Source organism: Umezawaea beigongshangensis (assembly GCF_016464305.1).
GTDB classification, from domain to species: Bacteria; Actinomycetota; Actinomycetes; order Mycobacteriales; family Pseudonocardiaceae; genus Umezawaea_A; species Umezawaea_A beigongshangensis.
Genome location: NZ_JAEIOJ010000001.1, coordinates 896117 through 908325 on the forward strand (window position 1 = coordinate 896117; position 12209 = coordinate 908325).

The 12209-nt window shown below is 72.2% G+C and carries 10 protein-coding genes; 6 read left to right on the plus strand and 4 right to left on the minus strand.

Annotation, left to right across the window (positions count from 1 at the left end):
* Positions 1 to 118 precede the first annotated feature (118 nt).
* The 3 genes from IMZ35_RS04150 to IMZ35_RS04160 all read left to right on the plus strand — a co-directional run bounded on the left by IMZ35_RS04150 (position 119) and on the right by IMZ35_RS04160 (position 4677).
* The gene (locus tag IMZ35_RS04150; RefSeq protein WP_307867740.1) at positions 119 to 2641 is read left to right on the plus strand and encodes a glycosyltransferase; all 2523 of its coding nucleotides are present in this window, start codon (positions 119 to 121) and stop codon (positions 2639 to 2641) included.
* Positions 2628 to 3719: a glycosyltransferase family 4 protein gene (locus IMZ35_RS04155; protein WP_199439470.1), complete on the plus strand. Its 1092-nt coding sequence runs from the start codon at positions 2628 to 2630 to the stop codon at positions 3717 to 3719. The genes IMZ35_RS04150 and IMZ35_RS04155 overlap by 14 nt, the downstream gene beginning before the upstream one ends.
* A 361-nt stretch (positions 3720 to 4080) precedes the next feature.
* Positions 4081 to 4677 carry an LURP-one-related/scramblase family protein gene (locus IMZ35_RS04160; RefSeq protein WP_199439471.1) on the plus strand — a complete coding sequence of 199 codons (597 nt, stop codon included), beginning with the start codon at positions 4081 to 4083 and terminating at the stop codon, positions 4675 to 4677.
* Here the strand turns inward: IMZ35_RS04160 and rfbD are convergent.
* Together rfbD and rfbB are read right to left on the minus strand one after the other, a co-directional pair.
* Positions 4664 to 5578: a dTDP-4-dehydrorhamnose reductase gene (gene rfbD / locus IMZ35_RS04165; protein ID WP_438816814.1), complete on the minus strand. Its 915-nt coding sequence runs from the start codon at positions 5576 to 5578 to the stop codon at positions 4664 to 4666. The genes IMZ35_RS04160 and rfbD overlap by 14 nt on opposite strands.
* Positions 5579 to 5583: 5 nt before the next feature.
* Positions 5584 to 6576, minus strand: coding sequence for a dTDP-glucose 4,6-dehydratase (rfbB, locus tag IMZ35_RS04170; RefSeq protein WP_199439472.1), 993 nt, complete (start codon positions 6574 to 6576; stop codon positions 5584 to 5586).
* 257 nt (positions 6577 to 6833) lie between these two features.
* Between rfbB and IMZ35_RS04175 the strand changes: the two genes are divergently transcribed.
* The 3 genes from IMZ35_RS04175 to IMZ35_RS04185 all read left to right on the plus strand — a co-directional run bounded on the left by IMZ35_RS04175 (position 6834) and on the right by IMZ35_RS04185 (position 10329).
* Complete coding sequence (locus tag IMZ35_RS04175; RefSeq protein WP_307867742.1) at positions 6834 to 8318, plus strand: LCP family protein; 1485 nt, start codon at positions 6834 to 6836, stop codon at positions 8316 to 8318.
* A 90-nt stretch (positions 8319 to 8408) separates the two neighbouring features.
* The gene (locus IMZ35_RS04180) at positions 8409 to 9599 is read left to right on the plus strand and encodes an LCP family protein (RefSeq protein WP_307867744.1); all 1191 of its coding nucleotides are present in this window, start codon (positions 8409 to 8411) and stop codon (positions 9597 to 9599) included.
* A gap of 13 nt (positions 9600 to 9612) precedes the next feature.
* Positions 9613 to 10329, plus strand: coding sequence for a TIGR03089 family protein (locus IMZ35_RS04185; protein WP_199439473.1), 717 nt, complete (start codon positions 9613 to 9615; stop codon positions 10327 to 10329).
* Positions 10330 to 10335: 6 nt separating this feature from the next.
* On the opposite strand, the gene IMZ35_RS04190 is transcribed toward IMZ35_RS04185, so the two are convergent.
* On the minus strand, positions 10336 to 10761 hold the full coding sequence (locus tag IMZ35_RS04190) for a DoxX family protein (protein WP_199439474.1): 426 nt from the start codon (positions 10759 to 10761) through the stop codon (positions 10336 to 10338).
* Positions 10762 to 11004: 243 nt separating this feature from the next.
* On the minus strand, positions 11005 to 12168 hold the full coding sequence (locus IMZ35_RS04195; RefSeq protein ID WP_199439475.1) for an acyl-CoA dehydrogenase: 1164 nt from the start codon (positions 12166 to 12168) through the stop codon (positions 11005 to 11007).
* Positions 12169 to 12209: the final 41 nt, after the last annotated feature.

The window sequence follows — 12209 nt, forward strand, 5'->3', positions numbered from 1 at the left end:
CCGCCGGGTGGCGTTCACCACTCGATCCGTCCGCACGCCAGATCCGGTCCCCACAGCGGAGAGTGATGGTGCAGGGTTAACCCCAACCCTGTGATCGACGTCCGAGGAGAGATTCCGAGTGCGGGAACCCGCTGCGCAGCCCCTGGTGTCGGTCGTCGTGGTGAACTACCGCGGGGCCGAGGACACGGTGACGTGCCTGCGCTCCCTCACCGAGGAGCTGGCCTACCCGGCCGACCGCCTCCAGCTGATCTGCGTGGAGAACGGCTCCGGCGACGGCAGCGCCGAGCGGATCCGCCGCGCCGTTCCCGGTGTGCTCGTGGTCGAGTCCGCGGTCAACCTGGGCTTCGCCGGGGGCTGCAACCTGGGGGCCGAGCACGCGGACGGCACCGTGCTCGCGTTCCTCAACAACGACGCCCGCGCGCATCCCGACTGGGTCTCCTCCGCCGTGCGGGTGCTGCGCGAGGACCCCACGGTCGGCGCGGTGGCGAGCAAGGTCCTCGACTGGGACGGCGAGAACGTCGACTTCGTCGACGCGGGCCTGACCTGGTTCGGCATGGGCTACAAGCGGCACGCGGGGTCCCCCGACGACGGCAGCCACGAGGCGCCGCGCGACGTGCTGTTCGCCACCGGATCGGCGATGTTCGTGCGCGCCTCCCTGTACCGCGAGCTGGGCGGCTTCGACGAGCGCTTCTTCATGTTCTACGAGGACGTCGACCTGGGCTGGCGGCTGAACCTGCGCGGCTGGCGCGTCCGCTACGAGCCGACGTCGCTGACCCACCACCGCCACCACGCGTCGATGACGTCCGTGCACTCCAGCCGCGAGCTGTACCTGCTGGAGCGCAACGCCCTCGCCGCGCTCTACAAGAACCTCTCCGACGAGACGCTGGCGAAGGTGCTGCCCGCCGCGCTGGCGCTGGCCGTGCGCCGAGCCACCGCGCGCGGGGAGATCGACCCCACCCAGCTGGAGATCACCCGCCGGCCCGCCGACCCGGCGGAGGACGACGCTCCGGTGCCCGTGCCGCGCGACGCGCTCGCCGGGTTCCTCGCCATCGACCAGTTCGTCGAGCTGCTGCCCTCGCTGGCCGCGTCCCGCGCACGCGAGCAGGCCGCGCGGCTGCGCACCGACACCGACCTCGTCCCGCTGATGCGCAAGGCGATGGAGCCCGCCTACCCGCTCCCGCGCTACCTCGCGGCGCACGACGTGCTGGTGGACGTGTTCGGCCTCCAGGAGGCGTTCGGACGGCCGCGCCGCATCCTGGTCGTCACCGGCGACGCGATCTCCGAGCGCATGGCGGGCCCGGCGATCCGCGCGTGGCACACCGCCGAGGTGCTGTCGGTGGAGCACGACGTGCGGCTCGTCACGACGAACCCGCTGTGCGCGCCGCCCGCGTCGTCGTTCCCGGTGGAGCGCGCGAAGGCCCGCGACCTGACGCCGCACGTGGCCTGGGCCGACGTGGTCGTGCTCCAGGGCCACGGGCTGGAGCTGATGCCGGAGCTGAAGCAGCGCACGTCCACCAAGATCGTGGTCTGCGACGTGTACGACCCGATGCACCTGGAACTGCTGGAACAGGGCAAGGACGCCACCGACGAGCAGCGCGGGCTGGACCTGGAGGGCGTCACGCGCGTCCTCAACACCCAGCTGCGCCGCGGTGACTTCTTCCTGTGCGCCTCGGAGCGGCAGCGGCACTTCTGGCTCGGCCACCTCGCGTCGCTGGGCCGCCTCACCCCGGCCCTCTACGACGACGACCCGACGGTCCGCTCGCTGCTCGCCGTCGTGCCGTTCGGCCTGCCCGGCGCACCGGCGCAGCGCACCGCGCCCGCGATCAAGGACGTGGTGCCGGGCATCTCGGCGAGCGACAAGGTCGTGCTGTGGGCCGGTGGCGTCTACAGCTGGTTCGACCCGCTGACGCTGGTGCGCGCCGTGGGGAAGCTGGCCACGCGGCGGCCCGAGGTGAAGCTGTTCTTCCTGGGGATGAAGCACCCCAACCCCGAGGTGCCCGACATGGACGTCGCCGGGCGGACCAGGGTTCTCGCCGAGCAGCTCGACCTGGTCGGGCGCAACGTCTTCTTCAACGAGACGTGGGTGCCCTACCGGCAGCGGCAGAACTGGCTGCTGGACGCCGACTGCGGCGTCACCACGCACTTCGACCACGCCGAGACGACGTTCGCGTTCCGCACGCGGGTGCTGGACTACCTGTGGGCCGGGCTGCCGATCGTCACCACCGACGGCGACTCGTTCGCCGACCTGGTGGAGCGGGAGCGCCTCGGCGTCGTCGTGCCGCCGGAGGACCCCGACGCGCTGGCCGAGGCGATGGAGCGCGTGCTGTACGACGAGGAGTTCGCGCGCGGGTGCCGCGAGCGGATCGCGCGCGTCCGCGAGCGCTTCACCTGGGAGACGGTCCTCGCGCCGCTGGTGGAGTTCTGCCGCAACCCGCGCCCGGCGGCCGACCGGCTGCCCGGTTCCGCGCCGCTGGTGGGCAACGCGCCGCTGTCCTCGCGCGACAAGATCCAGCGCGACCTCAACCTGGTCAGGGAGTACCTGGACGCGGGCGGCCCGACCGAGCTGGCCAAGCGCGCCACGGGCCGGTTGCGCCGGATCGCGTCCACGACGCTGCGCGGAGGTGCGAATGGCCAGTCGTGACAAGCCGCTGCGGGTGCTGCTCGACGGCACCCCGCTGCTCGGGCACCGCACCGGCATCGGCCGGTACACCGCCGCGCTGGCCGAGGAGCTGGCGTCGATGCCCGACGCGGTCGAGGTGCGCGCGGTCGCGTTCACCCTGCGGGGCTGGCGCGCGCTGCGCACGGTGCTGCCGCACGACGTGCAGGCGCTGGGCCTGCCCGTGTCGGCGCGGCTGCTGCGGCAGTTCTGGCTGCGCGGCCCGTTCCCACCGGTCGAGCTGCTGGCCGGGTTCACCGACGTCATGCACGCCACGAACTTCGTCCTGCCGCCGTCGGTGCGCGCCGGTGGCGTGGTCACCATCCACGACCTGGACTTCCTGAACGCCCCGCACGAGCTGCCGCAGTCGGACCGCAGGCTCCCGGAGCTGGTCCGGCGCTCCGCGCAGCGAGCGGACGTCGTCTGCACGCCCACGCGGGCCGTGGCGGAGACCGTGCAGGAGCGCTTCGGCGTCCCGCGGGACCGGATCGTCGTGACACCGCTGGGCGTCGACCCGGCGTGGTTCGCGGCGCGGCCACCGCAGGAGGAGCTGCGCGCGCGACTGCACCTGCCGCAGGACTACCTGCTGTTCGTCGGCGCGATGGGCCCGCGCAAGGGCGTGGGGACGCTGCTGGCGGCGCACGAGCAGAACCCGGACCTGCCGCCGCTGGTCCTGGCCGGCCCCGGCACCCGGAGCACGGGCGACCGCGTGATCCGCACCGGCTACCTGTCGGAGCCGGACCTGCGCAGCGTGGTGGCGGGCGCGTCCGCCCTGGTGCTGCCGTCCCGCGACGAGGGCTTCGGCCTGCCCGTGCTGGAGGCGCTGGCCTGCAACGTGCCCGTGGTGTGCAGCGACGTGCCCGCCCTGCGCGAGGTGGCCGGTGGCCACGCCGAGCACGTCCCGGTGGGCGACGTGGAAGCGCTGGGCCGAGCTCTGACCCGGACGGTGGCCACGCCGCCGTCCCCGGTGGCCCAGGCGGCCCGCCGCACCCACGCGGCGGGCTTCACCTGGCGCCGCACGGCGGAGTTGACGGTGCAGGCGTACGAGAGGGCTCACGCCTGACCGCGCGTCGCGCGTCCGAGCACGGCGAGTCGGGCTCTCGGGTCAGCTTCTCCGCGTCGTCTCGTGGGAGGGACGCTTGATGACGCTCCAGGACACCTGCCTGGAACCGCTGATCACAGCGGCGCAGTGGAGGAACCGCCGACGCTCCCGGTCGGCGTTCGTCGCATCGGGGTTGCGCCCGTTGTCGGACATGACGTGCAGGTTCTCGCACCCGGCACCGCACCTGCCAGACTTCTCACCCCATCGGCCCAGTCGCGACCACGTCGTGTGACCACGCGCCTGCGCACCGAGTCCTCGCGAGACGATGCCGAGGACGCCTCGGCGACGTCGCGGTGCAGCGCATCGCCTACGCTGCGAACGCGTGGACCTCTTCACCGCCGGAACCCTCGTCGTCGATCAGCCCTGGTCCGCGGGAAACCTCCTCCTGCGGACGCGCTACCACGTCGACGTCTACGACACGCGTGACGGTCACCTGGCCTCGGTCGACGAGCGGAGCGCCCCCCGGCTCACCCGGCCGGTGCGGCTGACGCAGCTGTCCGGCAGCACCCCGTTCCGGCTGAGCGTGCGGCGGCCGGACGGCGCGACGCTGCTGACCGTCGACAAGGGCTTCTCGCTGCTGCACCCGCGCGTCCGGGTCACCGGCGCGGACGGCCGCGTGCTGGGCTCGGTCGAGCGGGCGAACCGCAAGCACTACCCGATCACCGACCACACCGGCGCACCGCTGGGCGCGTTCGACTTCCCCTCCGGCCGGTTCACGGCGGCCGACGGCACCGAGGCGGGCGTGCTGGAGCGCCGCGCCGTCGCTCATCGCGCCGGTGAGCGGGTGGGGCGCGACGTGCTGCACGTGCGCCCCGGCGTCGCGGGCCCCCTGCGCGCGCTGGTGCTCGCGACGGTGCTGGCGCTGGACGTGGTGCGCGGCAACGGGACCGCGCGCAACAGCGCGATCACCTGGAACTGACCCGGAACACCTCTCCGTGCGCGGCGAACGAGGCCGACAGCGCCTCGCGCCACGGCCGCAGCGGGGTGAGCCCCGCCTCCTCCCAGGACTTCCCGGACAGCACCGAGTACGCCGGGCGCGGCGCGGGACGCGGGAACGCGTCGGAGGAGCACGGGTCCACCCGCGCCGGGTCCGCGCCCAGCTCCTCGAACACCGCCCGCGCGAAGCCGTGCCACGTCGTCTCGCCGGAGCCCGTGGCGTGCAGGACCCGATGCAGCGGCTCGCGGCCCGACGTGACGAGGTCGGCGAGCTCCAGCAGTCCGGAGGCGAGGTCGCGCGACCACGTCGGAGCACCGCGCTGGTCGTCCACGACGGACAGCCTCGGGCGCTCGTTCTCCAGGCGTGCCACGGTCTTCACGAAGTTCTGCCCCGCCGCGCCGTACAGCCAGGCGGTGCGCACGACCCACGCGCGCTCCCACCCGGCCAGCACGCTCCGCTCCCCGGCGAGCTTGCTGCGGCCGTAGGCGGAGCGCGGACCGGTCTCGTCGGACGGCTCGTAGGGCCGCGTCGCGTCGCCGGGGAACACGTAGTCGGTGGAGACGTGGATCAGCGGCACGTCCTCGCGGGCGCACGCCGCGGCGAGCAGCGCCGGCCCCTCCGCGTTGATCTGGAACGCCCGCCGCTCCTCCGTCTCGGCCACGTCGACGGCGGTGTGCGCGGCGGCGTTGACCACCACCGGCCGCAGTCCCGCGTCGCGCGCGGCGGCGGCGAAGGCGGCGACGCCCTCGTCCACGCTCGTCCGGTCGGTGACGTCCAGCTCCGCCGAGGACCGCGCGTCGACCAGGCCGTCGCCGGGCGCGAGCGCCACGAGGTCGTGCCCGAGCTGACCGTGCCCGCCCGGCACCAGCACCGCGATCGGCACCGCGCTCAGCTCCCGGCCAGCGCGGCGCGCTGCTTCAGCGGCTCCCACCACGCCCGGTTGTCGCGGTACCACGCGACGGTCGACGCGAGCCCGTCCTCGAAGCTCACCCGCGGCGCGTACCCCAGCTCCGCGCCGATCTTGGTGATGTCGACGGAGTAGCGGCGGTCGTGACCCTTGCGGTCGGCGACCGGCTCGACCGACGACCAGTCGGCCCCCACGGCCTCCAGCAGCCGCTCGGTGAGCTCGCGGTTGGTCAGCTCGGTGCCACCGCCGATGTTGTAGACCTCGCCGGGACGGCCGCCCTCCACGACGAGCTGGATGCCGCGGCAGTGGTCGTCCACGTGCAACCAGTCGCGGACGTTGAGCCCGTCGCCGTAGAGCGGGACCTTCTTGCCGTCGAGCAGGTTCGTGATGAAGAGCGGGAAGACCTTCTCCGGGAACTGGTACGGACCGTAGTTGTTCGAGCACCGGGTGATGCAGGCGGGAAGTCCGTGCGTGCGGTGGAAGGCGCGGACCAGCAGGTCGGAGGACGCCTTGGACGCCGAGTACGGCGAGTTGGGCTCCAGCGGGTGGTCCTCGCGCCAGGAGCCCTCGTCGACGGAGCCGTAGACCTCGTCGGTGGAGACGTGCACGAACTTCGCCACGGACGCCTCCAGCGCGCCCTGCAGCAGGGTCTGCGTGCCCAGCACGTTCGTCAGCACGAAGTCCGCCGAGCCGCTGATCGACCGGTCCACGTGGGACTCCGCGGCGAAGTGGACGACCACGTCCGTACCGGCCATCAGCTCCGCGACCAGCGACGCGTCGCAGACGTCCCCCCGGACGAACCGCAGCCGCCGGCTGTCCGCGACGGGGGCGAGGTTGGCCTCGTTGCCCGCGTAGGTCAGCTTGTCGAGGACGACCACCTCGGCGTCGCCGAAGGCCGGATGCGCACCCGACAGCACCCCGCGCACGTAGTGCGAGCCGATGAATCCGGCCCCACCCGTCACCAGCACCCGCATTTCCGCTCCTCCCGTTGCCCGCCGAGGCAGTCTTTCACGGGTTGGTGCGCGCAACCCACGAAGTCGTTACAGCGTCTCCCGTATAAGAAGAAGTGTGAGCGCGCACGTCGGGTGCGATCCGCACACACCCCGCAGTCACGCGCGCACTGGGAGGAACCGGAGTGGACGGCAGTCCGCCATTCGCGGTAGGGGGGATCGACCACTCGGCCCCCGGACCGCGGCAGCGCTCGACGGCCCTGCGAGCACTCGTCGCCGCCGTGCGCACGTTCGTCGCGCTGCTGTCGGCCGCAGTGATCGGAGTCACCTGGTACGGGTGGGCGTTCCTCCGCGACCTCAACGAGGGCGTGACGACGACGGACGTGATCTCGTCGTCCATCGCGGCCGAAGCGGGCCGCAAGCCGCTCGACGGCGCCGTGGACATCCTCCTCGTCGGCATGGACAGCCGACTCGACGCGCAGGGCAACCCGCTGTCGCAGGAGGCCCTGGACATGCTCAAGGGCGGCATCCCCGACGGTGAGATGAACACCGACACGATGATCCTCGTCCACATCCCCGTGGACGGGACGCGCGCCGTCGCCATCTCCTTTCCGCGCGACTCCTACGTCGAGCTCGCGGACGACTTCGGGATGCAGCGGCTCAACGCGGCGTTCGCCTCGCAGCGCAACACCACGGCCGGGCAACTGGTCGAGCAGGGCGAGACCGACCAGAAGAAGATCGACGCGGAGGCGGCGGCGGCCGGCCGCAAGACGCTCATCAAGACCATCGAGAACCTCGCGGGCGGCTCGGTCTCCATCGACCGCTACGCGGAGGTGAACCTCGCGAGCTTCTACGAGGTCACCAAGGCCATCGGCGGCGTCGACGTGTGCCTGAACGCCGACACGCAGGACTCCGACTCGGGCGCCGACTTCCGGCAGGGCGTGCAGACCATCAGCGGCGCGCAGGCGCTGTCGTTCGTGCGGCAGCGCAAGAACCTGCCCAACGGCGACCTCGACCGGATCGTGCGGCAGCAGACGTTCATCGGCGCGCTCGCCCAGAAGGTCCTCTCCAGCGGCACGCTGACCGACACCGACAAGCTCTCCGACCTCGTGACCGCGGTCAAGAAGTCGGTGATCCTCAGCCAGGGCTGGGACGTCGCCACCTTCGCCGAGCAGATGTCCGGACTCGTCGGCGGCAACATCCAGTTCAGGACCATCCCGATCGTCGGCGACCTGTCGGTTCCGGGCGTGGGCGACGTGCTGGAGGTCGACCCCGCCGCGGTGAAGCAGTTCATCACCGACCTGGCGGGCGAGGAGAAGGAGGAAGAGGAGGAGGACGTCGTGCCGTCGAGCACGACCGCCGCGGACAACGCGAACGTGACGGTGTCGGTCGTGAACGCCTCCGACACCGGCGGACTCGCCGGGACCGTCCTCGGCGTGCTGGGGCAGAAGGGCTTCGCCGAGGGCGTCAAGGACAGCGGCGCGATCCAGCCGGCGACCGCCGTGCTGCACTCCCCCGGCGGCGAGGCCGACGCGAAGAAGGTCGTGCTGGCGCTGGGCGGCGGCGTGCTCACCGACGTCGACGGCTCGCTCAACCCCGGCGAGGTCGTCGTGCGGCTCGGCACCGACTACGCCGGTCCCGGCTCCGAGTCCTTCGAGGCCCCCGACCCCGGGGGCGCTCCGGCCGGCAGCGCCGGGGTGAGCACCTCGCCCTCCACCTCCTCGACCCCTCCGCTGACCGCGAGCGGTCCGGTCTGCGTGAACTGACCCACGTCCGGCCCTCCGGCTGCCGCGAACCCGCCGGGTACCGCTCACCAGCCGGTTAGCCTGGAGGAACGACGTCGGGGGGAGGACGCGGTGGCCGCGTCGCGCGCCAGGAGAGCAGCTCTGACCAGCGGCAGGGTGGTGGTGGCCCTGCTGTCCGCCGCGGTCCTCACCGGCACCGCGTACGGCTGGGCCACGCTCCAGCGCGTCGACCGGAGCGTGAACAAGACCGACGTGCTGGTGCAGCCCGGCGACCCGCTGGAGGAAGAGCTGCCCCCGGCGCCGCCCGCCGACGACGGCGCCACCGACGTCCTGCTCGTGGGCAGCGACAGCCGCACCGACGCGCAGGGCGCCGCGCTGCCGGACGAGGTGCTGCGCCAGCTGCGCACCGAGGCGGCGGAGGGCCTGAACACCGACACGATCGTCCTGGTGCGCATCCCGCACGACGGTGGCCGGGCGTACGCGGTCTCCGTCCCGCGCGACACCTACGTGCCCATCCCCGGCCTGCCCGACGACAAGATCAACGGCGCGTACGGGCTCACCAAGTCCGCGACGTGGCAGCAGCTGCGCGACGAGGGCGTCACCGACACCGCCGAGCGGGAGAGGCGGTCCGACCAGGCGGGCCGCCGGGTGCTCGTGCAGGTCGTGCAGGACCTCACCGGTGTGCGGGTGGACCACTACGCCGAGGTCAACCTCTACGGCTTCTACCTGCTGACGCAGGTCGTGGGCGGGGTCGAGGTGTGCCTGAACCGCGCCACCAGCGACCCCGACTCCGGCGCGAACTTCGCCGCGGGAGTGCAGCGCGTGTCCGGCGGCGACGCGCTGGCGTTCGTGCGGCAGCGCAAGAACCTGCCCGACGGCGACCTGTCGCGCATCGCCCGGCAGCAGGCGTTCATGTCGGCGGCCGTGTCGCAGCTGTTCTCGGCGGGCACCCTGGTGGACCAGGACAGGCTGAACGGTCTGCTGGAGGCCGTGAACAGGTCGGTCGTGGTCGACGAGACGCTGAACACGACCGTGCTGCTCCAGCAGGTCCAGGGTCTCGCCGGCGGGAACGTCGAGTTCGCGACGATCCCGGTCGTGAACGTCAACGCCACCAGCGAGCGCGGTCAGAGCATCGTCCAGGTCGACCGGGAGCAGGTCCGCGCGTTCGTGGCGCAACTGCTGCGAACGACCGCGCCCGCGACCCCCGGCCCGACTCAGCGCTTCGGAAGTGGCAAGGTGGTCGCACTGGACGGTGCTCGATCCGTGGCCGTCCAGCAGCAAGCTGTGCGTTGCGTCGACTAGGAGTGGGACTGCCGTGAGCGTCACCGAAACCCTGTTCCGGCCACTGCTGGCCGCCGGCCCCGGGCAGCCGCTGATCACGCACTACGACGACGCGGCCGGCACCAGGGTCGAGCTGTCGCGGGCGACGATCGCGAACTGGGCGGCGAAGACCGCCAACTGGCTGCGGGACGAGCACGACGTGGAGCCCGGCGACCGGGTCGCCGTGCTGATGCCCGCGCACTGGCAGACCGCCGGCGTGCTGCTCGGAGCGTGGTGGTGCGGCGCGACCGTCACCGACGACCCGGCGGGCGCGAAGGTCGCCGTGGTGGCGCCGGGCACCGCGGCCGCCGGTGCGGGCGCGGTGGCCGTGGCGTCGCTGCACGCGATGGGCCTCGGCCTGGGCGAGCGGCGTCCGGAGGGGACGGTCGACTACCTCGACGAGGTGCGTCTGCACGGCGACGACTTCACGCCGTACTCGCCGGTTCCCGGTGACGCCCCCGCGCTGGGCAGGTCCACCGTGGACGAACTGGTGGCCGAGGCGCGCAGCCGCGCCGAGATCCTGGAGATGGGACCGGACTCGCGAGTGCTGTCCACCGTGGAGTGGACGCTGCCGGACGGGCTGCTGAACGGCTGGCTCGCGGTCCTCGCGGCCGGTGCGTCGCTGGTGCAGTGCAGCAACGTGGACGCGGCCGCGCTGCCGGCCCGCCGGGAGAGCGAGAGGACCACGCTCGACCTCGGCGGACCGGCCTAGGCGTCGCTACGCGGCGACCGGCTCCCGCTCCGCCGTGCGACGGCCGAGCAGGAGTCGGTCGACCGAGTACGCGCCACCGTTGAAGCCCAGCGCCAGCGCCGCCACGGCGAGCACGAGCACGAACTCGTAGCCGCCCTGGCCGAGCAGGCCGTTGGGCAGGTGGACGAGCACGAGCGCCCCGACCATGTTGAGCGCGAGCAGGGAGCCGACGACGGGCAGCGCGACCCCGGCGATCAGCATCGCGCCGCCGACCAGCTCGACGATCGCCGCGAACCACGCCGAGAGGGTCGGCAGCGGCACGCCCATCTGCCCGAACGCCGCGACGGTTCCCCCCATCCCCCACTCGGTGAACTTCTGCCACCCGTGGGCGATGAAGACGACCCCGACGCCGATGCGCCCGACGAGCGCGGCCAGGTCTCGAACCCGCTGCATGTGAACTCCCCGATCGGTTGATTCAACTTTCAACATAACCGTATGAGAGTTCAAGCAGCTTCCGCTACCCGCCGCCCCGCCGAACAGCAGATCGACAGCAGATCGACAGCACCGCGAGCGGCGCGCCGGCCACGACAGGACGCGGCTGGCGATCAACGGCGTGTTCGGTTCTCAAGATCACGGCCCGGAGGCGGCCCGATCAGGGAGATCAGGGGCCTCCAGACCGTGGTGAAGATCGTTGATCTAGCCCTTGAGCAGGGCGCGGGACATCACGACGCGCTGGATCTGGTTGGTGCCCTCGTAGATCTGGGTGATCTTGGCGTCGCGCATCATGCGCTCCACCGGGAAGTCGCGGGTGTAGCCGGCGCCGCCGAACAGCTGGACCGCGTCCGTCGTCACCTCCATCGCCACGTCCGACGCGAAGCACTTCGCCGCCGCCGTGATGAAGCCGATGTTCGGCTCGCCGCGCTCCGCCTTCGCTGCCGCCACGTAGACCATCTGGCGCGCGGCCTCGATCTTCATCGCCATGTCGGCCAGCATGAACTGCACGCCCTGGAACTCGGCGATCGCCTTGCCGAACTGCTTGCGGTCCTTCACGTAGGCGGTCGCCGCCTCCAGCGCGCCCTGCGCGATGCCCACGGCCTGCGCGCCGATGGTCGGGCGCGTGTGGTCCAGGGTCTTCAGCGCCGTCTTCAGGCCGGTGCCGGGCTCGCCGATGACGCGGTCGGCCGGGATCGTGCAGTTCTCGAAGTGGATCTCGCGGGTGGGCGAGCCCTTGATGCCCAGCTTGCGCTCCTTGGGCCCGACCGAGAAGCCGGGGTCGTCGCGGTGCACGACGAACGCCGAGATGCCCTGGGACTTCTTCGGCGCGTCCGGATCGGTCACGGCCATCACGGTGTACCAGGTGGACTCACCGGCGTTGGTGATCCACGCCTTGGTGCCGTTGAGCACCCAGTGATCGCCGTCGAGCCGGGCGCGCGTGCGCATCGACGCGGTGTCCGAACCCGCCTCGCGCTCGGACAGCGCGTAGGACGCCATCGCCTCACCGGACGCGATGGACGGCAGGACGAGCTTCTTCAGCTCCTCCGACGCGGACAGGACGATCGGCATCGTGCCGAGCTTGTTCACGGCCGGGATCAGCGACGACGACGCGCAGACCCGCGCGACCTCCTCGATCACGATGCACGTGGCGATGGAGTCGGCGCCCTGGCCGTCGTAGGCGTCGGGGACGTGCACGGCGTTGAAACCCGACTTCACCAGGGCTGCCAGGGCCTCCGCGGGGAAGCGCTCCTGCTCGTCGACGTCGGCCGCGTGCGGCGCGATCTCCTTCTCGGCGAGTGCGCGGACGGCCTCGCGCAGCCCCTCGTGCTCCTCGGCGAGCTGGTAGACACCGAAGCTCGGGTTCACCGTGTTACCTCCCAGTAGCGCGTGTGCGACCGATGTTAGCC